The organism is Ensifer sp. 2TAB8 (assembly GCF_052115125.1).
In the GTDB taxonomy this organism is placed as follows: Bacteria; Pseudomonadota; Alphaproteobacteria; order Rhizobiales; family Rhizobiaceae; genus Ensifer.
The window spans coordinates 78,338-103,780 of the sequence record NZ_JBFRGB010000019.1 but is presented as its reverse complement, the minus strand read 5'-3'; the positions used below and the strand labels follow the sequence as shown (position 1 = coordinate 103,780).

The 25,443-nt window shown below is 61.8% G+C and carries 23 protein-coding genes; 4 read left to right on the top strand and 19 right to left on the bottom strand.

Annotated elements, in window-relative coordinates:
• Positions 1-299: 299 nt before the first annotated feature.
• The 5 genes from AB4Z53_RS25965 to cyoA form a co-directional block, all read right to left on the bottom strand.
• Positions 300-1,046 (bottom strand): SURF1 family protein, encoded by a 747-nt coding sequence (locus AB4Z53_RS25965; protein WP_441598452.1) that lies wholly within the window; start codon positions 1,044-1,046, stop codon positions 300-302.
• Positions 1,047-1,074: 28 nt separating this feature from the next.
• A complete protein-coding gene (gene cyoD, locus AB4Z53_RS25960; protein ID WP_113540671.1) occupies positions 1,075-1,476 on the bottom strand; it encodes a cytochrome o ubiquinol oxidase subunit IV in 402 nt (133 codons plus the stop codon).
• Positions 1,473-2,093 carry a cytochrome o ubiquinol oxidase subunit III gene (cyoC, locus tag AB4Z53_RS25955; RefSeq protein WP_113540670.1) on the bottom strand — a complete coding sequence of 207 codons (621 nt, stop codon included), beginning with the start codon at positions 2,091-2,093 and terminating at the stop codon, positions 1,473-1,475. The genes cyoD and cyoC overlap by 4 nt, the downstream gene beginning before the upstream one ends.
• A 4-nt stretch (positions 2,094-2,097) precedes the next feature.
• A complete protein-coding gene (cyoB, locus tag AB4Z53_RS25950; protein ID WP_113540669.1) occupies positions 2,098-4,101 on the bottom strand; it encodes a cytochrome o ubiquinol oxidase subunit I in 2,004 nt (667 codons plus the stop codon).
• Positions 4,102-4,181: 80 nt separating this feature from the next.
• Positions 4,182-5,297, bottom strand: coding sequence for a ubiquinol oxidase subunit II (gene cyoA, locus AB4Z53_RS25945; protein ID WP_441598450.1), 1,116 nt, complete (start codon positions 5,295-5,297; stop codon positions 4,182-4,184).
• 294 nt (positions 5,298-5,591) lie between these two features.
• On the opposite strand from cyoA, the gene AB4Z53_RS25940 reads away from it, so the two are divergent.
• Positions 5,592-6,917, top strand: coding sequence for an MFS transporter (locus AB4Z53_RS25940; protein ID WP_113540667.1), 1,326 nt, complete (start codon positions 5,592-5,594; stop codon positions 6,915-6,917).
• A 35-nt stretch (positions 6,918-6,952) separates the two neighbouring features.
• Here the strand turns inward: AB4Z53_RS25940 and AB4Z53_RS25935 are convergent, their stop codons facing one another.
• The 4 genes from AB4Z53_RS25935 to cmoA all read right to left on the bottom strand — a co-directional run bounded on the left by AB4Z53_RS25935 (position 6,953) and on the right by cmoA (position 10,586).
• Positions 6,953-8,269, bottom strand: a complete 1,317-nt coding sequence (locus tag AB4Z53_RS25935; RefSeq protein WP_113540666.1) for an ATP-binding protein — start codon at positions 8,267-8,269, stop codon at positions 6,953-6,955.
• Between the two features lie 4 nt (positions 8,270-8,273).
• Positions 8,274-8,927 carry a response regulator transcription factor gene (locus tag AB4Z53_RS25930; protein ID WP_113540682.1) on the bottom strand — a complete coding sequence of 218 codons (654 nt, stop codon included), beginning with the start codon at positions 8,925-8,927 and terminating at the stop codon, positions 8,274-8,276.
• Positions 8,928-9,071: 144 nt separating this feature from the next.
• Positions 9,072-9,806, bottom strand: a complete 735-nt coding sequence (locus AB4Z53_RS25925) for a methyltransferase family protein (protein ID WP_441598448.1) — start codon at positions 9,804-9,806, stop codon at positions 9,072-9,074.
• Positions 9,807-9,818: 12 nt separating this feature from the next.
• Positions 9,819-10,586: a carboxy-S-adenosyl-L-methionine synthase CmoA gene (gene cmoA / locus AB4Z53_RS25920; protein ID WP_113540664.1), complete on the bottom strand. Its 768-nt coding sequence runs from the start codon at positions 10,584-10,586 to the stop codon at positions 9,819-9,821.
• Positions 10,587-10,840: 254 nt separating this feature from the next.
• Here cmoA and AB4Z53_RS25915 point away from each other — a divergent pair, with 254 nt between their 5' ends.
• Positions 10,841-12,139, top strand: coding sequence for a S41 family peptidase (locus AB4Z53_RS25915; RefSeq protein ID WP_441598447.1), 1,299 nt, complete (start codon positions 10,841-10,843; stop codon positions 12,137-12,139).
• A 65-nt stretch (positions 12,140-12,204) separates the two neighbouring features.
• Here the strand turns inward: AB4Z53_RS25915 and AB4Z53_RS25910 are convergent, their stop codons facing one another.
• On the bottom strand, positions 12,205-13,050 hold the full coding sequence (locus tag AB4Z53_RS25910; protein ID WP_441598445.1) for a class I SAM-dependent methyltransferase: 846 nt from the start codon (positions 13,048-13,050) through the stop codon (positions 12,205-12,207).
• A gap of 204 nt (positions 13,051-13,254) precedes the next feature.
• Between AB4Z53_RS25910 and AB4Z53_RS25905 the strand changes: the two genes are divergently transcribed.
• Positions 13,255-15,063: an ABC transporter ATP-binding protein/permease gene (locus AB4Z53_RS25905; protein WP_291150347.1), complete on the top strand. Its 1,809-nt coding sequence runs from the start codon at positions 13,255-13,257 to the stop codon at positions 15,061-15,063.
• 132 nt (positions 15,064-15,195) lie between these two features.
• Here the strand turns inward: AB4Z53_RS25905 and AB4Z53_RS25900 are convergent, their stop codons facing one another.
• Together AB4Z53_RS25900 and AB4Z53_RS25895 are read right to left on the bottom strand one after the other, a co-directional pair.
• Complete coding sequence (locus tag AB4Z53_RS25900) at positions 15,196-16,023, bottom strand: bifunctional allantoicase/(S)-ureidoglycine aminohydrolase (protein ID WP_441598442.1); 828 nt, start codon at positions 16,021-16,023, stop codon at positions 15,196-15,198.
• A 69-nt stretch (positions 16,024-16,092) separates the two neighbouring features.
• Complete coding sequence (locus AB4Z53_RS25895; protein WP_113540660.1) at positions 16,093-16,779, bottom strand: GntR family transcriptional regulator; 687 nt, start codon at positions 16,777-16,779, stop codon at positions 16,093-16,095.
• A 369-nt stretch (positions 16,780-17,148) separates the two neighbouring features.
• On the opposite strand from AB4Z53_RS25895, the gene AB4Z53_RS25890 reads away from it, so the two are divergent.
• A complete protein-coding gene (locus tag AB4Z53_RS25890) occupies positions 17,149-17,883 on the top strand; it encodes an aspartate/glutamate racemase family protein (RefSeq protein WP_441598440.1) in 735 nt (244 codons plus the stop codon).
• 67 nt (positions 17,884-17,950) lie between these two features.
• Here the strand turns inward: AB4Z53_RS25890 and AB4Z53_RS25885 are convergent, their stop codons facing one another.
• The 7 genes from AB4Z53_RS25885 to AB4Z53_RS25855 form a co-directional block, all read right to left on the bottom strand.
• Entirely contained in the window at positions 17,951-18,601 is a 651-nt protein-coding gene (locus AB4Z53_RS25885; RefSeq protein ID WP_441598438.1) for a YceH family protein, read from the bottom strand.
• Positions 18,602-18,868: 267 nt separating this feature from the next.
• On the bottom strand, positions 18,869-19,849 hold the full coding sequence (locus AB4Z53_RS25880; protein ID WP_441598437.1) for an ABC transporter ATP-binding protein: 981 nt from the start codon (positions 19,847-19,849) through the stop codon (positions 18,869-18,871).
• Complete coding sequence (locus AB4Z53_RS25875) at positions 19,846-20,832, bottom strand: ABC transporter ATP-binding protein (RefSeq protein ID WP_441598435.1); 987 nt, start codon at positions 20,830-20,832, stop codon at positions 19,846-19,848. The genes AB4Z53_RS25880 and AB4Z53_RS25875 overlap by 4 nt, the downstream gene beginning before the upstream one ends.
• Positions 20,829-22,313 carry an amidohydrolase family protein gene (locus AB4Z53_RS25870; protein WP_441598433.1) on the bottom strand — a complete coding sequence of 495 codons (1,485 nt, stop codon included), beginning with the start codon at positions 22,311-22,313 and terminating at the stop codon, positions 20,829-20,831. Before AB4Z53_RS25870 ends, AB4Z53_RS25875 begins: the two co-directional genes overlap by 4 nt.
• Positions 22,310-23,503: an amidohydrolase family protein gene (locus AB4Z53_RS25865; protein WP_441598431.1), complete on the bottom strand. Its 1,194-nt coding sequence runs from the start codon at positions 23,501-23,503 to the stop codon at positions 22,310-22,312. Before AB4Z53_RS25865 ends, AB4Z53_RS25870 begins: the two co-directional genes overlap by 4 nt.
• 3 nt (positions 23,504-23,506) lie before the next feature.
• On the bottom strand, positions 23,507-24,457 hold the full coding sequence (locus AB4Z53_RS25860) for an ABC transporter permease (protein ID WP_441598429.1): 951 nt from the start codon (positions 24,455-24,457) through the stop codon (positions 23,507-23,509).
• Between the two features lie 10 nt (positions 24,458-24,467).
• Positions 24,468-25,439, bottom strand: a complete 972-nt coding sequence (locus AB4Z53_RS25855; RefSeq protein ID WP_113540653.1) for an ABC transporter permease — start codon at positions 25,437-25,439, stop codon at positions 24,468-24,470.
• Between the last annotated feature and the right edge of the window lie 4 nt (positions 25,440-25,443).

Below are 25,443 nucleotides of genomic sequence, written 5' to 3'. Positions count from 1 at the left end.
GCCAGAAGCCCTGACTCTTTTCGTCTCAAGCGGCACCCTGACACCGAAAACGTATTGGCATCGCCCTTGAAATCTTCGAAATCCCCTCCATCTAACGACCATCACCCGTTTCGAGGGTTTCGTTCGACGTGCCGCTGGCACGCGATTGGAGCTTTCCGGGTTGGAACAGGGCGCTCCCCGAAAGGGTCGAGTGCCCTGTTTCGTTTTAAAGTGCTGCTGAAATGGATCGGCGACCGGTCCGCACCTCGTTGGGGCGCCGCCGCTCATGCGGGATTGGACAGGACGCATGCGCCCCGGCGTTAAGTCTTGTTTCGGTGGCGGTAGACGAGATATGCGCCAGCCATGCTCATCGCCGCCAAAGCGAACCAGGTCAGCGCATAGACCAGATGGCTATTGCGAAAACGAACGACCGTAAGTCCGCCGACAGGCAGGCCGCCGGGATTGGGTGCCGCATCCGCATCGATGAAGTAGGGTGCGACATCATGCAGGCCCTTCGCCGCAGAAATCGCGGCGACGTCGCGCGAGAACCAACGGTCGTTTGCCGGATCATTGGAGCGCAGGAAGGCGCCGCCAGGTTCGGTGACGCGGAGTAGCCCTGTTACCGTGGTGGCCCCGTCGGTATCACCTTCAGCGCGTTCGGCAGCATTGCGGCGATCGACGGGCACAAAGCCGCGATTGATCAGCACGTTCGAACCGTCTTCCAGGCGCATTGGCGTCAGAACCCAGAACCCGGCGCCAAGCTCCGTCAATGCCTGCACCAGCGTGGACTTGTCATGACTGAAGGTGCCGCTTGCGGTGACGCGACGGTATTCCTCCTTCTCCCGTGTGACGGCACCCCAGTCAGATCGCGCTGGTGCCGGCACGGCGGGCGCATTGATGCGTGCCTCGACACGGGCAATGAGATCAAGCTTCCAGGAGAGCCGCTGCACCTGCCAGGTGCCGAGCGCCAGGAACACCGCTACGAGGAACAACAGGGCGCCCGTCATCATCAAACGGGCGCGGGAGGATACGCGGTCCCTCCCCTTCACCTTGTCGTCGGTGGTCATCGTGGTATCCACCTGCCCTGACCCGTCGTCAGGGCATGTTCTTCATCATCTCGTGGGTCATCGGCATCATGTTGGTGTTGAGGTGATGCATGACCCAGAGAGAGCCCGCGAGTGCGATGCCGACGATGATGATCGTGAAGATCAGCGCCATCAACGTCCAGCCTCCCTCGGAGCGCGCATTCATGTGCAGGAAGTAGATCACGTGCACGACGATCTGGACGACGCCGATGCCCATGACGATGACGGCGGTCAAGATCTTGCTGTCCAGCACGCCACCCATAACCAGCCAGAACGGGATGGCCGTCAGGATCACCGAGAGGATGAAGCCCGTCATATAGCTCTTGAACGAACCGTGACCGGCGGCGTCGCCGTGATGGCTGTGCGCGTGATGCGGTTCGAACGCGCTTTCGTGGTCGGAATGTGCGCTCATCCGAGAACTCCCAGGAGATAGACGAAGGAGAAGACGCCGATCCAGATGACGTCGAGGAAGTGCCAGAACATCGACAGGCACATCAGGCGACGGCGGTTTTCCGGGATCAGCCCGTGCTTGCCGACCTGCACCATCAGCGTGATCAGCCAGATGATGCCGAAGGTGACGTGCAGCCCGTGCGTGCCGACCAGCGTGAAGAACGACGACAGGAAGGCCGAGCGCGTCGGGCCTGCACCTTCGAGAAGCAGGTGATAGAACTCATAGAGTTCGACCGCCAGGAAGATCGCGCCGAACACGCCGGTGACGCCGAGCCAGAACAGCGTCTCCATCTTGGCGTTGCGCTCCATCTGGAGCATCGCAAAGCCATAGGTGATGGAAGAGAGAAGCAGCATCGCCGTGTTGAAGGCGACGAGGCCGAGGTCGAAAAGATCCGCCGGCGACGGTCCCGCCGCGTAGTTGCGGCCGACAACGCCATGCGTCGCAAAGAGCACGGCGAAGATCAGGCAGTCGCTCATCAGGTAGAGCCAGAAACCCAGCATGGTGCTGTGTTCCGGGTGATGCTCTTCCGTCAGGTAGAACTGCGGCTTTTCGTTTTCTTGGACTTGGGTTTGGCTCATCGTCTCAGATCCGTTCCGTGAGCAGCTTGGAGCGCGCATCCTCGGTCGCCGCAACGGTTTCGGCGGGGATGAAGAAATCACGCTGATAGTTGAACGTGTGACCGATCGCGACGGCGATGAGGGCGATGAAGGACACGGCCGCCAGCCACCAGATGTACCAGATGAGCGCGAAGGCGAGCATGACGCTGATGCCCGAGAGGATGACGCCCGTGCCGGTGTTCTTCGGCATGTGGATCGGCTTGAAGCCTTCGAGCGGGCGCTCGTAACCTCGGTTCTTCATGTCGTACCAGCTGTCGTGGTCGTGGACGACTGGGGTGAAGGCGAAGTTGTAGTCCGGCGGCGGCGACGAGGTCGACCATTCGAGCGTGCGGCCATCCCAGGCATCGCCTGAGGTCTCGCGCAACTGATCGCGCCTGAGGAAGCTGACGACCAGTTGGATGATGAAGGACGCGATGCCGATGGCGATCAGGACCGCGCCGAAGGCGGCAATGATGAACCAGATCTGCAGCGACGGATCTTCGAACTGGCTGACGCGGCGGGTGACGCCCATCAGGCCGAGCACGTAGAGCGGCATGAAGGCGAAGAAGAAGCCGATCTGCCAGAACCAGAAGCTCATCTTACCCCAGAACGGATCAAGCTTGTAGCCGAACGCCTTCGGCCACCAGTAGACCAAGCCCGCCATCAGCCCGAACAACACCCCTCCGATGATGACGTTGTGGAAGTGGGCAATCAGGAACAGCGAGTTGTGCAGCACGAAGTCGGCCGGCGGGATCGCCAGCATGACGCCGGTCATGCCGCCGATGACGAAGGTGACCATGAAGCCAATAGTCCAGAGCATCGGCAGCTCATAGCGGATGCGGCCGCGATACATGGTGAAGAGCCAGTTGAACATTTTGGCGCCCGTCGGGATCGAGATGATCATCGTGGTGATCCCGAAGAAGGCATTGACCGATGCACCGGAACCCATGGTGAAGAAGTGGTGCAACCACACGAGGTAGGACAGGATCATGATCACGCAGGTGGCATAGACCATCGACGTGTAGCCGAAGAGGCGTTTGCCGCAGAAGGTCGCCACCACCTCGGAGAAGATGCCGAAGGCCGGCAGCACGAGGATGTAGACCTCCGGGTGACCCCAGATCCAGATGAGGTTGATGTACATCATCGGATTGCCACCAAGGTCATTGGTGAAGAAGTTCATGCCGAGGTAGCGGTCGAGCGAAAGAAGGGCGAGTGTTGCCGTCAGGATCGGGAAGGTCGCCACGATCAGGATGTTGGTGCAAAGCGAGGTCCAGGTGAAGACCGGCATCTTCATGAAGGTCATGCCGGGAGCGCGCATCTTCACGATGGTCGCGATCAGGTTGATGCCTGATAGCGTCGTGCCGACACCGGCCACCTGAAGTCCCCAGATGTAATAGTCGACGCCGACGCCCGGACTGTAATCCGCGCCCGAAAGCGGCGGGTAGGCGAGCCAGCCGGTCCGTGCGAACTCACCGACGAACAGCGACATCATGATGATGACCGCACCGCCCGTCGTCATCCAGAACGAGAAATTGTTGAGGAACGGGAACGAGACGTCGCGCGCGCCAATTTGCAACGGCACGACATAGTTCATGAAACCAGTGACGAAGGGCATCGCCACGAAGAAGATCATGATCACGCCGTGGGCGGTGAAGATCTGGTCGTAGTGATGCGGGTTGAGATAGCCCTCGTTGCCGTTGAAGGCGATCGCCTGCTGTATGCGCATCATGATCGCATCGGCAAAGCCACGCAAAAGCATGACGATCGCCAGGATGATGTACATGATGCCGATCTTCTTGTGATCGACCGACGTGAACCACTCGTGCCAGAGATAGCCCCAGAGCTTGTACTTCGTGACCAGGGCGAGAATGGCGATGCCGCCGACGGCCACCGCTGCGAAGGTCGCGACGAGGATCGGTTCGTGATAGGGGATCGCTTCTAACGTAAGCCGCCCGAAGATGAATTGCGTGAGGCTGGTGTCACCAAACATGGGTCTTCCAATATGTCTCGAATTGCGGCCCAAAGGACCTTGGCGCTCGCTGGATCAGGGCCAGCGAGCGCGCGAAATTCCTAGTGCGTCTTGTGCATGTCGTGGTTCATCGGTTCGACCGCCGACGGCTGATCGCTGCCGGCGACCGGCTGTTCGCGACCGGCGGCATTGCCGGCTTCCGGAGCCGTTGCGCCCGGTGCTGCCGCTTCGACCACGCCGCCCGCATGGCGGTTGTCATGCTCGAGCTTGGCGCGGTTCTCGTGGCTTTCAACGCCGGCGCCACCCATCATGTCGATGTGCATCATGTCCTTCATGCACATCTGCCCTTCGCGAACGCACATGTTGAGCACGGCGTCGTAGAGACCGTCTTCAACGGAGGCGAAGTAACGCACCGGCTCCTTGACGCTCGGCTTTTCGAGCTTCAGGTAAGCGTCGCGGTTGAGCATCGTGCCGTTTTGCTTCACGCGAGCGACCCACTGGTCGAAGCCCGCCTGGTCCACACCGTGGAACTTGAAGCGCATGTGCGAGAAGCCGTCGCCGCTATAGTTGGACGAAAGGCCCTCGTACTCGCCGGCCTTGTTGATGACGGCGTGCAGCTTGGTCTGCATGCCGGGCATGGCGTAGATCATGCCGGCAAGCGCCGGGACGTAGAAGGAATTCATCACCGAGGATGCCGTGATCTTGAAGTTGATCGGCACATCGACTGGTGCTGCCATCTCGTTGACCGTGGCGATGCCGTAGTCCGGATAGAAGAACAGCCATTTCCAGTCGAGGGCTACGACCTCGACGGTGATCGGCTTCATCTCATCGGTTACCGGGCGCGCCGCATCGATGCGATCGAGCGGCCGATAGGGGTCGAGCTTGTGCGTGCTTACCCAGGTAATCGCGCCGAGTGCGATGATGATGGCGAGCGGCGCCGACCAGATGATAACTTCGAGACCGGTGGAATGGTGCCATTCCGGATCGTACTTGGCAGCGGTGTTCGACTGGCGATAGCGCCAGGCGAAGAAGAGCGTCAGGAAAATGACGGGGACGATGATCACCAGCATCAGGACCGTCGAAATGACGATCAGATCCCTCTGCTGAGCGGCAATATCGCCGGAGGGCGACATGACCACCATGTTGCATCCCGAGAGAACGGAGAGCAACAGGACGGCGACCATCGATCGTCCGGCTAAACTGAATGGCTTCGGCATTGCGGCCTCAACTTGCGTTTTGTCTAGTCGGCATTACTCGGGCATGGTCGCGCATGGAAGTGAGGTCCATCGTCGCAGCGCAGCATTTTGCCGCAGTGCAGTGACGGCCGTATCGCTCTATGCGCGTCTGTACGGGCGCAATGGCTTAATGTCGGTTCGATGCCGGCTGTTCAAGCGAACGTTAGGCACGAACTCGAATGAGGCATGTGCGCATGTACGTGCACGGCATTCTTGATATCAGACGCCAATTGGTCAACACTCTAACGACAAGACGCACGTTCGTCGGAGAAGTTCATGGTTTCGGTCACTCATCCCACATCGTCTGGACTCGAACGGGATGCACGTCGCATCCATGAGGACGACAAGCCTCTGTCCCCGGGAAGTATCGCCATCGGCGTGGTCATTGGGCGAACCTCCGAGTTCTTCGATTTCTTCGTCTATGGCCTCGGCTCGATTCTTGTTTTCCCGAAGCTGATCTTCCCGTTCGCGCCCAATGCGGTCACCGCGACGCTTATGTCCTTCGCGCTGTTTCCCCTCGCCTTCCTCGCCCGTCCCGTCGGGTCCTTCGTATTCATGTGGGTCGACCGCAACTACGGACGCGGCACGAAGCTGACGATCGCCCTCGTCATCCTCGGCGGCTCCACCGCGTCCATCGCCTTCCTGCCGGGCTACGACACGATCGGCTACTGGGCCGTGGCGCTCCTTGCGCTCTTCCGACTGGGACAGGGCTTTGCGCTGGGCGGGGCCTGGGATGGCCTTGCGTCGCTGCTGAACCTCAATGCGCCGCAGAATCACCGCGGCTGGTACGCAATGATCCCACAGCTCGGTGCGCCGATCGGCTTTGCGCTTGCGAGCATTCTCTTCGGCTACTTCGTCAGCAATCTCTCGCAGGAGGATTTCCTCGCCTGGGGCTGGCGGTACCCCTTCTTCGTTGCCTTCGCGATCAACGTCGTGGCGCTTTTCGCGCGCCTGCGCATCGTTGCCAGCAAGGAATTCGGCGCTGCAATGGAAGCCAAGGAGCTCGAGGCGCGGCCGATCTTCGAGATGCTGAGCAAGCACAGCATCGACGTCGTGCTCGGCGCCTTCGTGCCGCTCGCAAGCTTTGCGATGTTCCACCTCGTAACGATCTTCCCCTTGAGCTGGGTGACTCTCAACGGTGGCCAGTCGGCCGCTGAATTCCTGTGGGTCCAGGTTGCGGGCGCCGCCCTCGGTGCCATCGGCATCGTGCTGTCAGGCGTGATCGCCGACCGCGTCGGCCGCCGCAACCAGCTGATGATTGGTGCGATCCTGATCGCGATCTTCAGCTTCTCGGCTCCGTTCCTGCTCGATGCCGGCGGCAAAGGTCAGGACGCCTATATCCTGATCGGATTTGCCATTCTCGGGCTTTCCTTCGGCCAGTCCTCTGGTGCCGTGTCTTCGCGCTTCACCCAGTACTATCGCTACACGGGTGCTGCACTGACATCCGATCTCGCCTGGCTCGTCGGCGCCGCCTTCGCGCCGCTCGTGGCGCTCGGGCTTGCCAGCAGCTTCGGCATCATATTCATCGGCGGTTACCTGATTTCCGGTGCGATCTGCACGATCGCCGCGCTTAGCCTGACCCGCGCTCTGGATCAGCAGTAAGGAGACGGCGGGGCGGCGACGCCCTGCTGACCTCTTCAGAGGCGGACCTCGACGTGAAAGCCCCGGTCCGTTCCCGGGGCGGGCGATGCGATCAGCAATCGTCCATGCATCTGTTCCACCAACCGCTGCACGATTGCAAGGCCGAGACCGGAGCCGGAAGCTTCCGTCGGCCCACGACTGAAGCGCTTGGTCAGGCCAGCCAGCGTCTCCGCGTCGATGATGGCACTGTCGTTGGTGACACCCACACCACGAGCATCAACGTTGATCCTGACCGGACTGCCGGATGGGCTGTGGATCAGGGCGTTTTCCAGAAGATTGCGGAGCACGATCGCAAAGGCATCGGCGGGGATCGGACGGACGAGATCGGCGCCTTCCGCGACATGGACCTTCAGGCGGCTGGCACCAAGTGCCGAGCGTTCCATGTCCTCAAGGACGAGATCCAGAACCGGCAATAGTTCGGTGCTTTCATCGGATATGGCGATCCCGGCTTCGGCCCGCGACATCTGCAACAGCTTTTCGGCCAGTCGACCCAGATGAAGCAGTGCGCGCTCGATTTGGCTGGTTCGCTGGCGAAAGGCGGGAGGCACCTCGCTCGCCAGCCGCTGTGTTTGCGCCAGCGCACCCGCGATCGGCGTCCTCAGCTCATGGGCGCTGTTGGAAGTGAATTCGCGTTCCGCTTCGAGTGCCGCCTTGAGGCGCGTCAGCAGAAGGTTGACCGAACGGGCGATCGCGCGCAGTTCTCTCGGTAGCGCGCCCTCATCAAGCGGGGCCAGGTTGCCGCTGTCCTTGGTGAGGATTTCTTCGCGCAACTGTTCGACCGGCGCCAGTGCGCGGCGCGCGACAAGAATGATGGCGAGAATGCTTGTTGGGATCAGCACGAGCAACGGCAGGAGAAGCGCCGTGCCGCCCTCGAAGAGGGCTTCAGTCCGGTGCTCGAAAGCGTCGGCCACCTGGACGAAGAGCGAGCCGTCGGCTGCTCCGGCCGTGTAGATCCGGTGCGTGTCTGTCTGCGAGAAGCCGACCTCGAGCGGAACTGCGAAGGGCTCCGGTGCTCCGTCTTCGAGCAGAACCCTGCCGTCGCGATCGCGGACCTGATAGGTCAGATATTGTGAGTTCATCGCAGGCGCGATGAGGGCCACGGCGGGCTTGCCGTCGTTACGGTCACGAGCAACGTCATCGGCCACGATTTGCAGCAGCCGCTCGGCGGTCTCCTGGACGCCGCTGTCGAAGATCTCGGTGAACTCGTCGTGCATGACAAAGACGCCGAGACCAAGCGCGACGCACCAGAAGACCGCGACGACGCTCGTGATCGCGATGGTCAGCCTGCGGGTCATGCTTGCGACGCGCGACATCCGGTCACCTGATGCTGTAGCCGAGGCCCCGCACGGTCTCGATCCGGTCGGAGCCGATCTTCTTGCGCAGGCGGCTGATATAGACCTCGACCGTATTGCTCTCGATTTCAGCGCCAAAGGCGTAGAGCGCGTCGTGCAACTGTTCTTTCGACACGAGTGCGCCGGGATGGGCGACGAGCTTGTCGAGCACGGCCCACTCCCGCGCGCTGAGGTTCTGGCTTTCCCCTTCGACCAGCACCTTGCGATGAACCTGGTCGATCTCGATGCCGGGAAGTCTGACCGTCGGCGTGGCATTGCCGACATAGCGCCTGGAAACGGCCAGCATGCGCGCACTCAACTCGCCGAGGTCGAATGGCTTGACCAGGTAGTCGTCGGCGCCGCTGTTCAAGCCTTCGATGCGATCGGAGATCTGGTCGTGCGCCGTCAAGATGATGACCGGCGTGCCGTCGTCCCGCTTCCGAAGAGCACGCAGCAGCGACAGCCCCGAGCCATCAGGCAGCCGGAGGTCAAGCAGTATCAGGCCGTAGAGGACCGTCTCCGTCGCTGCCGTAGCGTCGACTATACGCGTAAACCAATCGACTGCATGGCCAGCCGCCGCGACATGATCGCGTAGCGCCTCCCCCAGAACCTGATCGTCTTCGACTAGTAGGACTCTCAAGATATCACCGGACACTTGTTCATCCTTGCCTATGTTCGATGGGGGATGGGCGTCAAGCCCCTGAGCGTTGCGCATCACGATGCGGCAACGACGTGGCCGACGCATGGGCGGCCGCGACGGTGGGATAATGGCGCTGGCGGATTGTCAGGAAGCGGCGCGTTCGCGAAACGCACCGCGCCTTTTTTTGTAGCTGATGATCGCCGTGGCGATACCGACAAGCGCCATCAAAACGCCGAGCACCGTGAGTGCACCGGTGTTGTGTTCAACGGGCGCATTGCTCGCGAACTTGTACATTTCGGTCGCAAGAATTGCGATCAGGGCCGCCGAGACGGTCGAATAGTCCTTGCCGATGACGCGCTTCACGTTGAAATTCATGCCCTCGGTAGACTGCGCGAAATTTCTCAAACGCAACGCCCACCGCGGAACGTCGCGGCAGTATTCCCGATAGGCGACCCCGAACGTCCTGTCGAGAAAGGCTTCTTCGGCATAGACGATGCACTGGTACATGAAGGCAAAGAGCCCGATACCGAGGACGACCAGAAGCGGATTACCGTGCAGGAGGAACACGCCGGAATAGAGCAGCATGTTTCCAACGTAGAGCGGGTTGCGGCAGACGCCGAACATGCCTTCGGTCACCAGATCCTTGGCGTAGACCTTTTTCTTCAGGCCGCCGCGCTGAATGTATTTGTAGCCGACCACGGTCGCGCGCAAGGCGAGCCCCGCCAGGATGACCAGCACGGCGGCGAGGTCCTTGAGCAGCGTGAGTGCCGGGTTATCCAGCACAAGGGCTGGAGGCGGCGCCAGCAGAAACAGAACGATGATGATGGCCGGAAACAGCTGGTTCCGGAAGCGGAAGAGAAAATTGCCGATCGCGATCATGGTCTGGATTTCCTACTTGACCGCGATGATGCCGCAGAAATTGTACCAGCGGAAAAAGACCTCGACACTGCGGAAGCCGGCTTCCTTGAGCAACTGCATGTTCTCGTCCAGACGATAGGGGATGAGGACGTTCTCCAGAGCTTCGCGCTTCTTGGCGATCTCGATATCGGAGTAGCCGTTGCGGCGCTTGTAGTCGTAGTAGTGCTCGATGAACAGGCGGTTGAAGGTCGAGTCTTCGCTGGTGAGCTTTTCGACCAGCAGCAGGGCGCCGCGTTCATTGAGCCCATTATAGATCGTGCGCATGATCCGCTCGCGATGGAGCGGACGGACGAACTGCAACGTCAGCAGCATCATCACGACACTTGCGTCATGAATGTCGATGCCCTGGTGAAGGTCGCCAACCCTGAGGTCTATCGACCGGTTGGTGTTGGCTTCGACGATCTTCTCCCTCGCCTTCTCGATCATGTCGGGAGCGTTGTCGATGCCGACAAAGCGGACAGAGGGATCAACCATAGTGTCGAGGCCGAGCAGTGTCGTCGCCGTCGAACAGCCGATGTCGTAGAGACAGCTACCCGGTTCTGCGAAGTCTCCGGCGAGTTCGCAGGCCATGCGCTGGATCTCACCGTAGTAGGGAACCGAGCGGCTGACCATGTCGTCGAAGACGGCGGCAACCGTCGCATTGAACGCGAAGTCGCCGACCGGCTGGTCGGGTGCCGCGAAAACTTCATCTCGCCTGTTGTTGTTCTCGTGCACCTGCAGGTGCGGTACCTTGCTGGCCATATGCAGGTTCCTTTGTCCTTCCAAAGCACTTCCGGCATTCGGGCCCCGCCAATCGTCAGGGACCGATTTGGCGGCTAGAGGGCCATCGAAACCTGACATGAACCTGAAAGGCACGCGCTGACTATGTCGAGCCGGCCGCGCGCCACCGGTAATGAGACCTTTGCCCACAGATCACGCGATTTTGCAGACAGGTGAACACGGGTGCGGGCAGAGTTCGCCGATAATCGACCCCTCGGAAATCGGGAGAGATGGCGATGCCCTCAGGACTATCGGCTGTGGCGCTGTCCTTGTCATTGTTGCTAGCGGCATCGGCGGTGTCGCACGCAGATGACTTGCCGCGCTCCGGCCAGCCGGTGTTCGACCGTGTCGTCGAGTTGGTGAATGCGAACTTTTACGACGGCAAGGCGCTCGACCGCTTCAACGCGGCGGTTCGGTCTAAATTGGGTCCCGGGAATGCGCCAATCTCGCCGACCAGCCCGGTCGCCGACGTCGACGGCGCAATCACGTCGGTCCTCGCCAGCCTTAGGGTATCGCATACCGGGCGCTACAAGCCCGATACGATCGACTATTTCGAGCTCTCCGACATTTTCCGTTTCGCGATCCGCGACGATGTATGCCGCCTATTTCCGCCGGACGGCGAGGTCCGCTATCCCGGTATCGGCATGGTGACGACCGTCGAGGACGGCCACCGTTTCGTCGTCGACGTCTATGATGGTTCCCCTGCCAAGAAGGCCGGCCTGCTCGTCGGAGACGAGATCCTCGCTGTCGATGGGGATCCCTATCGGGAGATCGGCTCGTTCGATGGCAAGGTCGGCAGCAGTGTCGATATCCGATTGCAACGGGAGCGCGGCGCAGCACCGATTTCGATCAGGATTCCGGTGGAGCAATTGCGACCGCTGCCGATGTTCGAGCGGGCTATCGACGAAAGCGTGACACTGAGCGAACGAGATGGCCACAGGATCGGCTACGTGCGCATGTGGACACTGTCCACGCGCCATGGTCTCGATATCGTCGCAGACGCCCTGGCGAACGGAGCGCTCAAGGATGCGGAAGGCCTCGTCGTTGATCTGCGCGGGCGTTGGGGTGGGGGTCCGGCCGATGCAGCCGAGCTTTTCGTTGGCGATACGCCTTCGTTCCGGCTGATTCCGCGAAAGGGCGAAGCAACGCTCGCGAACTTTCGGTGGCGCAAGCCTGTGATCGCGTTGATAGACAAGGGCACGCGCAGCGGCCTGGAACTTTTCGCCTACGCACTTAGGCAAAACGCCATTCCGCTGGTCGGCGAACGGACGGCAGGTGCCCTTCTCGCAGGCCGCGCCTATGTGCTCCCGGATGACAGCCTGCTCGAACTTGCGGTTTCCGACGCCGTGATCGACAACGATCTGCGGCTCGAAGGGATCGGCATCGAGCCTGATATTTCCGTGGCATCGCCACTCGCCTATGCCGCAGGAAAGGATCCGCAACGGGAGGCGGGGTTCGTTGAGATGGCCCGGATGCTCGCTGCCGGGAAAAGTGGTCAGGCAGCGACGCCGCGCGATCCGGCATTCACACGCTGATCCGGCCAATGGCCTTGCCCGCTGCAGGTGACGTCGAGGCTTAGTCCACAAGTATGCCCTTAGGGCTAACGCGTACCGGCGACGATGGTCGCGGTGGAGCGCAGTTCGACTTTGCCCGCCCTGCTCGCCTGTCGGGCAAGACCCAGCACCTCGACCTTTATACGCTCCCGTGTTGCTACATCTGCCTGCCCCAGACCCGCCACCACGGGCGCGGCGATTTCGGTCATGAAGGCCCAATAGTCTTCGGGCGTGTCGTGCACCATCGTGGTCGTGACCTCTTCCTCGTGGACGTCGCGCAGCCCTGCGTCGGTAAAGACAGCCGTCATCAGTCCTTCCGGCGCGCAACGGAACAAGCCGGGCGCTCCCGCCGGCGGTTTCGGCAATTCGACGTGGCGCGCTATGGTCGACATGATCGTCGTTGCCCAGGCGTTCTTGTCAGGAGCCCCCCAAACGGCGGCACAGACGCGCGCACCCGGCTTCGCTACCCGCCGCAGCTGCTCGGTGGCTGCCGCCACGTCCGGGAAGAACATGAACCCGAACCGGCACAGGACAGCATCGAACGTCGCGTCGGAGAAAGGCAACGCGCCGGCATCACTGATCCTGGTTTCAAAGTTCGACAGACCCCGGTTCCTGGCATTTTCGTTCGCCACCTGCAGCATGCGCTCCGAGAGATCGGTGACGGTGACGCGGCCTTTCGGGATCGACGCGGCGACGGTCAGTCCCGGCTCGCCCGTTCCGGCGGCGACGTCAAGCACCTGATCGCCGTCCTTGATCGCTGCCTGGCGGATCATCGCCTGGCCGAAGGGGGCAAGCCAACCGAGGACGAGAGCGTCCCACTTCTTCCAGCCGGCGGAAAATCGATCCCAGGTTTCTCTTTGCTGATCGCGGATTTGATCGAGATGCGCGGACATGCAGGTTCCTCCCATGGCGCCGTTTTCGCCCTCGTCTGGCGAAACTATGGACCCGCTGCCAAACGTTACAAATCACTTTTGCGCCGGGACAAGCGGGGCTTTGTGACCGCGGTTACATGTGATCTCAGACAATCCGCTCTAGGGTGAGGGGGCGAGGCACGCTATATTCTAATTGAGGAGACCGGGAAGGAGAGATTCGCACCGATGTCGAACCGGACCAACGGCAAAAATAACGGCCGGATAGAACCCAGCGACGAACAATCCCTCGGTGATCAATTGCGGATGATGCATCGGGCCTTTATGGCCTCGCCGCTACGCAACAAGATCATTTGGCTGACCATAAGCATCGTCGTTGTCATTGTGGTGACAGCCTTCGGCCAAATCATCCTCAATCAATGGTACAAGCCATTCTACGACACGCTCGAGCGCCGCGACCTGCCAGCCTTTTTGCATCAGCTTGTCGTTTTCGCCCAGATCGCAGGCGTGCTTCTCGTCCTCAACGTTCTGCAAACCTGGCTCGGACAGGTGATAAAGCTGCGTCTGCGAGAAGGGCTGACCGAAGATCTCATCAACGAATGGATGCGCCCCTCGCGTGCATTTCGGTTGGCGAATGCCGGCGCGATCGGCATCAACCCGGATCAACGCATCCATGAGGATGCGCGCCATCTGACCGATCTCTCCGCAGGCCTTTCGATCGGCCTTTTCCAATCGGGCATTCTGCTGGTGAGCTTCATCGGCGTGCTGTGGTCACTTTCCGACGGTTTCGTCTTCCATGTCGCGGACTACGCCTTCGCCATACCCGGCTACATGGTCTGGGCTGCCATTCTCTACGCGGGCACGGCCTCCTGGCTCAGCTGGCTCGTCGGCCGGCCGCTGGTGGCGCTCAACGGAGAGCACTATGCCCGCGAGGCGGCGCTGCGGTTCTCGCTCATGCGCGTCAGCGAACATATCGAGGCAGTATCCCTCTCGTCGGGTGAAGCAAATGAAAAGAAGCGCTTACAGCGCGACCTTGCATCAGTACTTGAGATCAGCTACGGCCTCTTGCGCGCCGTGACGAGACTGACCTGGGTAACCGGGGGCTATGGCTGGATCACCGTCGTCGCCCCGATCGTCATCGCCGCACCGGTCTATTTCTCGGGAGACTTAAGCTTCGGCGGGCTGATGATGGCAGTCGGCGCCTTCAACCAGGTGCATGCATCCTTGCGCTGGTTCGTCGACAACATTGGCGCGATCGCCGACTGGCGCGCCACGCTGCTGCGTGTTGCCGCCTTCCGTTCGGCATTGCTGATGACCGACGAAAGGCATGAGGGCGACAAGCGTATCGACTTCAAGACGTCGGAAACGCCGCAGATGAGCTTCGACAATGTCGAGATCGTCTCACCGACCGGCTGCATCAAGCTTCGGGAGCAAAGCGTTACGATCGATCCGGGCGAACGGGTGCTCGTTACCGGTGCTCCCGAGGTGGAGAAGGCGCCATTCTTCCGGGCGATCGCCGGACTTTGGCCCTGGGGCCATGGCCGTATCGCACTGCCGGTGGATGATGGCCTCGCCTTCGTCCCGAAGTCACCTTACTTCCCACCCGGGACCCTTGGCGACGTACTMGCCTATCCCGGTGCTGCAGATACCTACGGCAAGGGCGAGCTCGCAGGCGTGCTCTCGAAGGTCGGACTTGGTCGGCTGAGCGGCCGGCTCGACCAGGATGCGCGCAAGCAGATGAACCTCAGCGAGGCGGAGCAACGGCTTCTGGCCATCGCCCGGCTCAGCCTGCACAAGCCGCGGTGGCTGATCATCGACGAGGCGCTCGACACGCTGGAGGACGATGCCTATCAGCGCGTCCTGAAGTTCATGGACGAGGAACTCAAAGGCGTCACGATCGTCAATATTGGAAGGACCGAGCGTGGCAACGACTTCTTCACGCGCGTGCTGCATCTCGACAAGAACCCGGCCGGCAATACGCTGCGGCGGTTGCAGCCAAGGAGCCTCCAGCCAGCTGATCCGCAACTGGTGGATTGAAGCAAGCGATCGTGTCCGCGCGGTCGCGGCAATGTCTCGAACGCACGGCTCGGACCGGCGTAAAATGTAATGGAATCAGAAAACCGCGCATTCTGTGAATGCGCGGTTTTGCTTTACCCGGCGTCGATCGCCTTAACGCGCCTTCAGCTTCATGTGGCGGTTCACGTCCTTGTAGAGCAGGTAGCGGAACCTGCCCGGGCCACCGGCGTAGCAGGCCTGCGGGCAGAAGGCGCGCAGCCACATGTAGTCACCGGCCTCGACTTCGACCCAATCCTGATTGAGCCGATAGACCGCCTTGCCTTCCAGCACATAGAGGCCGTGCTCCATGACGTGGGTTTCGGCAAAGGGGATGATCGCGCCAGGCTCGAACGTCACGATGGTGATGTGCATGTCGTGGCGCAGATCGGCCGGATCAACGAAGCGGGTCGTCGCCCACTTGCCGTCGGTGCCGGGCATCGGCGACGGGGTGATCTCGGCTTCGTTGGCAAAGAAGGCTTCCGGCACCGGCAAGCCGTCAACCTGCTCATAGGCCTTGCGCACCCAATGGAAACGAACCGGCGCTTCGCTTCCGTTGCGAACGGTCCAATTGCTGGCCGGCGGAATGAAGGCGAACCCGCCCGGCTGCATCTTGTGCGCCTTGCCGTCGAGCGTGACGGTCAGTTCGCCCTCGACGACGAAGATCGCGCCCTCGGCGCCCGCGTCGAGTTCCGGCCGCTCGCTACCGCCGCCCGGAGCGACTTCCATGATATATTGTGAAAATGTTTCAGCAAAACCGGAGAGCGGACGGGACAATATCCACAGCCGGGTCTTGTCCCAGAACGGCAGATAGCTGGTGACGATGTCCATCATCGTCCCCTTGGGAATCACCGCGTAGGCTTCGGTAAAGACCGCGCGATCCGAAAGGAGTTGGGTTTGCGGCGGGTTGCCGCCATGGGGCGCATAGTAACTACGGTTGGTCATATCTTCCTTCAGTCTGCTGGCAGGCACCGCCTCCTCTAAAGAGCGGTGCAATGGGTCGGGCGCCGGGCGTCAAAGCAAGGCAGTGCGCAGATCGCGGGGCTGGTCCTTTTCCTCGTCCAAGTCCAGTTCTGCTTCCACGTGGTTCAGGTGTTCGGCCATTTCCTTGATCGCACTTGCGGCATCGCGCGACGCGACGTGCTCGACCACAGCCAGATGTTCGTCCGGTCCGCAGTTGTGCAGGTGGTTCGAGCGATACATAGCGGTGATCAAGGATGTGCGGGAAACGAGGTCGCGCAGGATGCCGAAGAGGAAGGCCGAGCCCGAGAGTTCGGCGAGCAACAGGTGGAAACCACCGGAAAGCCGAACGATATCAGAGAGATTGCCGGACCGACCTGCGATGCGCTCTTCCTCGATATGTGCGCGCAGCCGCACGATATCCTTGGGGTTGGCGCGTTCGCAGAGGCGTTCGACCACGCGCTGCTCGATGGCCCGGCGGGCAACGAAGACATCGCGCGCCTCATCCACGGAGGGCTCGGAGACAAAGGCGCCGCGGTTCGGCATGATCGTCACCAGGCCGTCGCGCTCGAGCGCAGTCAGTGCCTGCCGGATCCGGGCCCTGCTGACGGAGAATATTTCGGCAAGTTGCTCTTCCTTCAATCGCGTTCCCGGCCTTAGCCGCCGTTCTGCAATCGCAAGCCAGATCTTCTCGCAAATGATCGCCGTCGGAGCACCGGCGGCTTCGTCCGCGTTGTACATGAAATCTCCCTTAGCCGTTCACTTACTCTCGCCGTGCGGCGCTCAAAGTCAATTCCACCCGCTGCAGTTAGATATTGACTACAAAATTGTAGACAATATTGTGTACCGCAACTTGATGTGCAATGGCAACTGCTTAAACACGACCGCGCGACGGGGCTTGAGACCCAGGCGCGGCGCCACTTGAGAGCCCCGATGGACTTTGATTTCACTGAACTGCCGGCCCAGGACTATTTATCGCCTGCTGCCGGATTTCACCGGACGACGGCCGAATGCGGCGGCCCCGGCGCTCTCGCCAAGCGGTCCGCAATGCTGACGCCTGACACGGCGGCCGCCCCCCTCCTTGCTGCTCTTCGGAAATCGAGCTGATCCATGCGCCTCCTGCTCATCAACCCGAATTCCACCCGCTCCATGACCGAACAGGCGCATCGAAGCGCCGAGCGTGTTGCAGCACCCCAGACCCAACTGGAGTCTGTTAACCCAACGTCAAGCCCAGCCAGCATTGAAGGCCACGCCGATGAAGCCATGGCCGTGCCGGCCATGCTTGCCGAAATACGCAAGGGTGAGCAGCGCGGCGTCGACGCCTACGTTATCGCCTGCTTCGACGATCCCGGTCTTGGCGCCGCGCGTGAAATCGCCCGCGGTCCGGTGATCGGCATCTGTCAGGCGGCAGTGCAAGTGGCGATGAACATAGCCACCCGGTTTACGATCATCACGACCCTGCCCCGCTCGGTGCCGATCATCGAGGACCTCGCCGAGGCCTATGGTGCCGGCCATCGCTGCCGCAAGGTCCGCTCGGTTGACATGCCTGTGCTGGCATTGGAGGAAGATCTCGTCCACACAGAGGAAATGCTGGTACAGGAGATCCTCAAGGCGCGGCAGGAAGACGGCGCTGAAGCAATCATCCTCGGCTGTGCGGGAATGTCCGAACTCTGCGACCGCCTGAAAGCGCGCACAGGGATGCCCGTTATCGACGGCGTGACCGCTGCGGTGAAGCTGGCCGAAGCTCTGGTCGGTGGCGGCTATGCCACCTCGAAGGTCGGCGCCTATGATTATCCTCGCGTCAAGGAAAGCCCGGCCTGCAGGCTGGTTGACGTGGCCGGTTAAATCTCGGCCGTCACGACCACCGGGCGGCGACCCGTCCGGTGGATCTCACTGACACGGGATAGCTGTTTCAGCGCAACAAGGCGTCAAGCTGCTCCTGCAGTGTCGCCACCTTCTGCTCGAGTGCTTCCAGTCGTTCTTCGAGGGCAGATAGCGCCGAGCCGCTCGGCGCCGAAGATACCGCCACCCTTTCGGCCGTCGGCTGCTCGACTTCGCCGCACAGCAGGTGCGCAAAACGGTCCTCGCGCTGACCTGCTCCCCGGTTCAATTGAACGATCAGTGGCGGCCTGCGGCCCATCATCAGGTCGATATTGTCCTTCAGATCCTCGATCGAGGCGAAACGCGCCATGCGCTCGCTGCGCGCCCAGAGCTCGTAGGCAGTCTGCGGGCCACGAAGAAGCAGGAGGCCCAGCATGGCGATCTGCGGCGATGTCAGTGAGAAGCGGTTGGCGACCAGGTGTTCGTAGCGCTCGACGCGCGATGCAAACGCCTGGCGCACCAGTCCTTTCTGCGACAGCGAAGAGAGCGCGCGATGAACATCTACCTGCTCGACCGCCATGACGGGGTCGCGTGCCGTCTTCTGGTTGGCCGCCGCATGGGCAGAGTTGAGCGTCAGCGGATAGACGTCAGGCGTCGTTTCCTTCTTCTCGATCAGGCATCCGAGAACGCGGGCTTCAACGGCATTGAGGACGGGGAAATCGGTATCGGAGGTCGTGTTCATAAGCCAACTCTTCAAATCAACGCATTCGATCCCAGCCAAACCTCGCTGCGAGTCCGGTCTGGCCTGCGGCCCCACCCTAACGTGAGTGTCGAAGCCCGGAAATGGTCATGGGCCGATTTCGTTGAATTCCGGTTAGCACCGTAGCATTCACCTGACGACGGGAATGCGAAATACATTGGTTCGCAAAGCGGCTCGCTTGAACCGCGAAAAAAGAGGCTCCGCGACTGGCACGACACGGAGCCCAAGGCTTCAGGGAACTAAATTATCTCAGGCCGCGTGGATCGCCTTCACCGTCTCTTCGATGCGGTGGCAGGCGGCTCGCGAGCCATCGGCGAAACTGCGCATTTCCGGCCGCTCGCTCTTGCAGCGCTGGTCAGCGAAGGGGCAGCGTGGATGGAACGTGCAGCCGGACGGCGGATTGAGCGGACTTGGCACCTCACTCGCAGCAATGCTGCGTCCGCGCTTGGGATGGGTGATGTCCGGAATCGTCTCCAGCAGCAGCTGCGTATAGGGGTGCCGCGGATTGGCGAACAGCGTTTCGGTGTCCGCCTCTTCGACGATCCGTCCGAGATACATTACCGCGATACGGTCCGACATGTGGCGCACCACGCTCATGTCGTGGCTGATGAAGAGATAGGTCAGCCCCATCTCGTCCTGCAGCTTGCGCATGAGGTTCAGGATCTGTGCCTGGACCGACACGTCGAGTGCCGAGGTCGGCTCGTCGCAGACGAGGAATTCCGGTTCGCCGGCAAGAGCGCGTGCAATCGAGATGCGCTGGCGCTGTCCGCCCGAGAATTCGTGTGGGAACTTCGCGCCATCCGAGGGCGCGAGACCGACGATGGTCAGCAACTCACCGACACGTTCCATGATCTCGGCTTCCGAATTGCGCAGCTTCAGCTCGCGCAGCGGCTCGGCGATGATGTTGCGAACGCGCCAGCGTGGATTGAGGCTGGCATAGGGATCCTGAAAGATCATCTGGGCCGAAAGCGGTCGCCCGTCCCTGCCCGGCGCAAACCGCACCTCGCCTTCCGTCGGCCGGTAGAGACCGGTGACGAGCCGCGCCACCGTCGACTTGCCGCAACCGGATTCGCCGACGAGGCTGAGGCAGCCGCCCATTGGCACGGTGAAGCTGATGTCGTCGACCGCCCGCACGAACTGCTGCGGCTTGCGCTCGATCACCCGGTTGAGCCAGGGCGCGGAAACATCGAAATTGCAGGTCAGGTCGTTGACCGTCAGGGCATCACTCATAGAACTCCTCCTGCATTGAGCCAGCAAGCGGCGACGCCGGTGCCGACCGAAGCCGGTTCGGGACGATCCTTGCGGCAGCGCGGACCCGCCTCCGGGCAGCGCGGGTTGAAGGCGCAGCCGGTGGGGATCGCGTTGAGACGCGGCATCGAACCGTCGATCTGGTTCAGCCGCTCGACACGACGGCCGAGAGCCGGGATCGAGCCCATCAGGCCGCGGGTATAGGGGTGGCGCGCGTTCTTCAGCACGTCGTCGACCGGGCCGATCTCGACCAGTCGTCCGGCATACATCACGGCGACACGGTCGGCGGTCTCTGCGATAACGCCCATGTCGTGTGTGACCAGCATGACCGCAGTTCCATGGTCGTCGCAGAGACGACGCAACAGCGAGGTGATCTGCGCCTGGATCGAGACGTCGAGGGCGGTCGTCGGTTCGTCCGCAATGATCAGCTTCGGCTCGGCGGCGAGCGCCAAGGCGATGACGACGCGCTGACGCATGCCGCCGGAGAACTGATGCGGATAGTGATCGTAGCGCGCCTCGGGAGCCGGGATACCGACTTCCTTCAGGAGCTGGATCGCGCGGGCCTTCGCATCGGCCTTGGGGAGCTTCAGGTGAAGACGGATCGTTTCGACGAGCTGCGCGCCGATGGTAAAGAGCGGGTTCAGCGAGGTCAACGGATCCTGAAAGATCGCGCCGATCTGCCGGCCACGCACCTGCTGCATCTGGGTGTCGTCGAGTTGGTCGATACGCCGTCCGGAGAGCCAGACTTCGCCGCCGGAGACACGGCCGGGCGGCTCCAGCAGACCCTGGACCGCAAGGCCGGTCATCGACTTTCCGGCACCGGATTCGCCAACGACGCCGAGGATTTCGCCTGGGCGGATGCTGAGGGAGACGTCCGAAAGCGCCTGCACCGTTCCATGGCGCCCGGGGAATTCGACGCAGAGGCCGCGCACGTCAAGCACGGCCGATGAGTGGTGTTCCGTCATCGCTGCACCTCCAGAGGATAACTCGGCGGGAAGATCTCGCTGACCGGCGGATGGCCGAAGCTTCTTTCCGGATACTTGGCGATCAGGCCATCGAACTGCACCTGCGCCTTTGCGCGCGCCTCGTTCATGTCGAAACCTGCAACCTCGCCATCACGCATCGACAGCCGGCCATCGACGAAGACAGCCTTGGTGACGCGTCCGGAACCACCGACCACCAGCGTGGTGATCGGATCGATTGCCGGTGCCATGTGGTGGTCCATGAGGTCGAAGACGGCGATGTCGGCGCGGGCACCTGCTTCCAGGCGACCGAGGTCCGACCGGCCGAGCGCCTTGGCGCCGCCAAGCGTCGCGGCGTCGAAAAGATCGGCACAGCTGACAGCGGACGCATCACCCTCCACAACGCGACAAGTGATCAACCCGACCAGCAGGTTCATCAGCATGTCCGGAGGCGTCGTATCCGTACCCATGGCAATGTTGACGCCGCGAGCCTTGACGGAGCGGAACGAGTTCAGCGTGCTGCCGCCGCGGGCCGAAACCAGCGGGCAGTGAACGATGCTGACGCCGTTTTCCGCATAGAGCCGCAGATCGTTGTCGGTCGCCTGGGTCGCATGCGGCGCAATCAGCCGGTCGCTTAAGAAACCGAGGCTGGCCAGCCACTCCGGCGCCGTCTTGTTGTGCAGGCGGCGAACGGTATCGACTTCCATGGTGCCCTGCGCCGCATGCAGGCGGATCGGGCAATCAAGATCACGCGCCGCGTCTGCCGTACGGACCAGAAGCTTCTCGGTACACGTTTCCACCCGATCCGGAGCCAGCAGGCCCTTGACCAGACCGCCGTGACGCCCTTCGTGCTCGCGGATGAAGCCGATGGCATCATCGAGGCCCTTGAGGCCCCTTGCCTCGTCGAAGATCGCTTCGAGCTGGCCAGGCGCTGTGACCATCATGCCGCCGGCGCGATAGGCCGGGCTCAGATAGACGCGCAAGCCCAGATCGCCAGCCGCATCCGAAGCCGCGGCGAATTCCGCGACGGTCTCGCCCCACTCGCGATAAAAGAGCGAGGCGATCGGAGCGGCCGTGGTGATGCCGTTCAGGAGAAGCTGGGCGAAGGCAAAGCGCTTCTGGAACGCCAGTTCCTCCTGCGTGTACATCTCATAGGGGCCGCGCTCAATGTAGGAACGCGGCCAGACGCGACCCTTGGCCCAGCCGGGCTGATGGTCGATCGAGAGGATCGTCGTGTCGAGATCGGAGAGCGCATCGAGATCGATCAGCCCGGGGCTGATCATCGCCGCTCCAAGATCGATCCGCCGGGCCACCTCGCCCTCGAAGTGCGGTCCGACATAGAGCAGCGTGCCGCCTTCGATCACCACCTCGCCGTTCGGGATAAGCCGATGGGAGCCGTCACGGTGACCGAGCACCCATTGCGCGGTCAGAAGCGTGCGTCCCTCGGCACGGTGGCCGAGTGTCAAATCCTTGATGCTGCTCACGGGATGGCTACCTCCGAAACGCCGTTGCGGGCGACGATTCGTCCGCGCTTGACGACCAGCGGCCGCGGCGCGACGTCGACGACGGCATGCGCCAGCGTCTCGCCGGTAAGCAGGGTGAAATCTGCGTCGCAGCCGACCTCAAGACCGTACCCCTTGATGTCCATGACCTCGGCGCCGCCCTTCGAGCAGACATGGAGCGCATGCTCGAGGTCGACGTCACGGCGCAGGCCGTTCTTCATGCCGAGGATGCGGGCACGATCCATCATGTCGGGTTGTCCCCACGGACCCCAGGTGTCGCGAATGCCGTCGCAGCCAGCCGCCACCTTGACGCCTGCCTCCTTCAACCGAAGGATCTGCGGCACGGTCGAGGACGGTGAACCGGTCGTGATGATGCGGATATCGAGCTCGGCGATCTGTTCGATCAGGCCGGCGACCCGCAGATAATCCGGGGCTCCGAGTGCGAAGGCGTGGCTGATCGCCACCTTGCCCTGCATGCCGAGCGCGCGGATGCGCTCGAACATCATCTCCATGCTGAAGGCGCCGAGTTCGCCCTGCTCGTGCAGGTGAATGTCGATCGGCTTGGCATGTTTGTCGGCAAGGCCGAAGATCGCATCGAGGTGTCCCTTCGGGTCTCGGTCGATGCCACAAGGGTCAATGCCACCAAGGACTTCGGCGCCATTGCTCAGAGCTTTGTCGAGGAGTTCGATCGTACCCGGGCGGGTGACGAGACCCGACTGCGGGAAGGCAACGATCTCGATGTCGATGATGCCTTCGAGGACCTTGCGGGTCTCCATGATGCCTTCCATCAGCCGCAGGCCATGGGTGGTATCGATGTCGACGTGGCTGCGGATGTGGCTTGCACCGTTGGCAGCGAGCATGATCGCCTGGCGCATGGACTGGCGATGCGGGTCGATGCCGATTTCGAGCCGCTGCTCGCGTTCGAAGTCGATGCGTTCGCGCAGCGTCGCGGACTTGGCATTGACATGCCAGGGCATGCCCCAGACCGATTTGTCGAGATGGGTATGGGCTTCGACGAGACCGGAGATCACGATGTGACCGTTGCCTTCTTCGGTCGCGACGCCTTCGGCTGCGAGCCCCTTGCCAAAGGCGGCGATCTTGCCCTCGCGAACGAGGATGTCGGTCGCTTCGCCGGCGTTGGGCCTGACGTTACGGATCAGAAGATTGGACATCATTCACCTCAATTTCGGATTGAGCGCATCGCGCAGCCAGTCACCGAGCAGGTTGACCGAGACCACGAGAAGGCAAAGCTGGACGACAGGGAAGAGCACGACCCACCATACGCCAGAAAACAGGAACTGGTTGCCGAGGCGGATCAGCGTTCCGAGGCTCGGCTGGCTCGGCGGCATGCCGATGCCGAGGAAGGAGAGCGTCGCCTCGGTCAGGATCGCCATGCCGAAATTCAAGGTCGCGGCGACCATGATCGGCGTCAGCGTGTTCGGCAGGATGTGCTTCAGCATGATCCGCCGTGCCGGCGTCTTCAGAAGGCGTGCGGCCTGAACATATTCCTTGCCGCGCTCGACGATCGTCTGGGCGCGGACGGTACGGGCATATTGCACCCAGGCACTGAGCGTGATCGCCAGTACCAGGACCGCGGCCGAGCCAACGTCCCTCAGTTCCGGCGGCAGCATCTGGCGTGCGACGGCGCTGACGAGGATCGCGATCAGGATCGTCGGGATCGACAGAAGGACGTCACCGATGCGCATCAGCACGTTGTCGATGAAGCGGCCGAAATAGCCGGCGACGAGACCGAGGCTAAGACCGACGGCGAGCGACAGCACGACCGACGCGACGCCGATCAGGATCGAGATGCGCGAGCCGTAGAGGATGGCCGAGAGCATGTCGCGGCCCTGCGTGTCGGTACCGAGCACATAGGGCCACTGGCCGTCTGCCTCCCAGATCGGCGGCAACTCGGAATTCCAGAGTTCGAGCTGAGCCGGATCGAAGGGGTTCTGCGGCGCAATCAGCGGAGCGGAAAACGCGGTCACGATCAGGAAAGTGAGGATGGCCGCACCGATGATTGCCGAAGGCTTATGGGTGAAGGACCACCAGAGGTCGCTCTGGCGCCAGCGGGCAAGCCGCGACGGCCGGCGTGGCGGTGTGGATTGCTGGACGTGATCTGTCATGGCAGCGACCTCAACGGGTAGCGTCGCGCAGCCGCGGATCGATGACCGCATAGGCGATATCGACGAGCGTATTGAGCGTGACGAAGATGAAGGAGACGATGCAGAGATAACCAGCCATGACAGGCATATCGAGGAAGGTTACCGCCTGGATGAAGAGCATGCCCATGCCCGGCCACTGGAACACGGTTTCGGTGATCAATGCGAAAGCGATCAACGAACCGAAGTTCATTGCGGTCATGGTGACGACAGGCATCAGACAGTTCCTGAGCGCGTGACGGAAATAGATCCGCCAGCGCGGTACGCCGCGGGCGCGGGCGAACTTGACGAAATCGGACCGAAGCACTTCCATCATCTCGGCGCGAACGAGCCGCATGACCAGGGTGATCTGGTAGAGCGCAAGCGCGAGAGACGGCAGAAGCAGCGATGCCCGGCCGGATGGCGTCAAGAGGCCAGTGCTCCACCAGCCGAGTTGCACCACATCGCCGCGCCCGAAGGCGGGCACGAGGCCAAGCGTCACGGCAAAGACGAGGATCAAAAGGATGCCGACGACGAAGCTCGGCAACGAGACGCCGATGATACTGACGAATTGGAGCCCTTCCGAGTACCATCGCCCTCGATGGATCGCGGTTAGAACGCCAAGCGGAATGCCGATCAGTAGCGACAGGACGGTTGCGACGAGCGCAAGCTCCATCGTCGCCGGGAATCGCTCAGCAATAAGCTTCATGACGTCCTGGCCGTTGCGGTAGCTGATACCGAAATCGCCCTGGGCAGCGTTGCCGACGAACCGGCCAAACTGGGTCAGGAAGGAGTCATTGAGCCCGAGCTTTTCGCGCAGCTCGATCCTGTCGGCCTGCGACATCTGCTCGTTTGCCATCAGCTCGACCGGATCTCCGGCAAAGCGGAAGATCAGAAATGCGAGCAGCGCAACGGCGAGCATGACCAGCACGGCATTGGCCAGCCGCTTGATGAGAAAGACAATCATTGGG

Bases quoted from the DNA above. Each gene is read 5' to 3' on its own strand.
- AB4Z53_RS25940 (WP_113540667.1), top strand. From the start codon at position 5,592: ATGGTTTCGGTCACTCATCCCACATCGTCTGGACTCGAACGGGATGCA.
- AB4Z53_RS25895 (WP_113540660.1), bottom strand. From the start codon at position 16,779: ATGTACAACGCGGACGAAGCCGCCGGTGCTCCGACGGCGATCATTTGC.
- AB4Z53_RS25900 (WP_441598442.1), bottom strand. From the start codon at position 16,023: ATGACCAACCGTAGTTACTATGCGCCCCATGGCGGCAACCCGCCGCAA.
- AB4Z53_RS25855 (WP_113540653.1), bottom strand. From the start codon at position 25,439: ATGATTGTCTTTCTCATCAAGCGGCTGGCCAATGCCGTGCTGGTCATG.
- AB4Z53_RS25875 (WP_441598435.1), bottom strand. From the start codon at position 20,832: ATGACGGAACACCACTCATCGGCCGTGCTTGACGTGCGCGGCCTCTGC.
- AB4Z53_RS25925 (WP_441598448.1), bottom strand. From the start codon at position 9,806: ATGATCGCGATCGGCAATTTTCTCTTCCGCTTCCGGAACCAGCTGTTT.
- AB4Z53_RS25915 (WP_441598447.1), top strand. From the start codon at position 10,841: ATGCCCTCAGGACTATCGGCTGTGGCGCTGTCCTTGTCATTGTTGCTA.
- AB4Z53_RS25880 (WP_441598437.1), bottom strand. From the start codon at position 19,849: ATGAGTGATGCCCTGACGGTCAACGACCTGACCTGCAATTTCGATGTT.
- AB4Z53_RS25860 (WP_441598429.1), bottom strand. From the start codon at position 24,457: ATGACAGATCACGTCCAGCAATCCACACCGCCACGCCGGCCGTCGCGG.
- AB4Z53_RS25885 (WP_441598438.1), bottom strand. From the start codon at position 18,601: ATGAACACGACCTCCGATACCGATTTCCCCGTCCTCAATGCCGTTGAA.
- cyoD (WP_113540671.1), bottom strand. From the start codon at position 1,476: ATGAGCGCACATTCCGACCACGAAAGCGCGTTCGAACCGCATCACGCG.
- cyoB (WP_113540669.1), bottom strand. From the start codon at position 4,101: ATGTTTGGTGACACCAGCCTCACGCAATTCATCTTCGGGCGGCTTACG.
- cyoC (WP_113540670.1), bottom strand. From the start codon at position 2,093: ATGAGCCAAACCCAAGTCCAAGAAAACGAAAAGCCGCAGTTCTACCTG.
- cyoA (WP_441598450.1), bottom strand. From the start codon at position 5,297: ATGCCGAAGCCATTCAGTTTAGCCGGACGATCGATGGTCGCCGTCCTG.
- AB4Z53_RS25965 (WP_441598452.1), bottom strand. From the start codon at position 1,046: ATGACCACCGACGACAAGGTGAAGGGGAGGGACCGCGTATCCTCCCGC.
- AB4Z53_RS25865 (WP_441598431.1), bottom strand. From the start codon at position 23,503: ATGTCCAATCTTCTGATCCGTAACGTCAGGCCCAACGCCGGCGAAGCG.
- AB4Z53_RS25910 (WP_441598445.1), bottom strand. From the start codon at position 13,050: ATGTCCGCGCATCTCGATCAAATCCGCGATCAGCAAAGAGAAACCTGG.
- AB4Z53_RS25890 (WP_441598440.1), top strand. From the start codon at position 17,149: ATGCGCCTCCTGCTCATCAACCCGAATTCCACCCGCTCCATGACCGAA.
- cmoA (WP_113540664.1), bottom strand. From the start codon at position 10,586: ATGGCCAGCAAGGTACCGCACCTGCAGGTGCACGAGAACAACAACAGG.
- AB4Z53_RS25935 (WP_113540666.1), bottom strand. From the start codon at position 8,269: ATGTCGCGCGTCGCAAGCATGACCCGCAGGCTGACCATCGCGATCACG.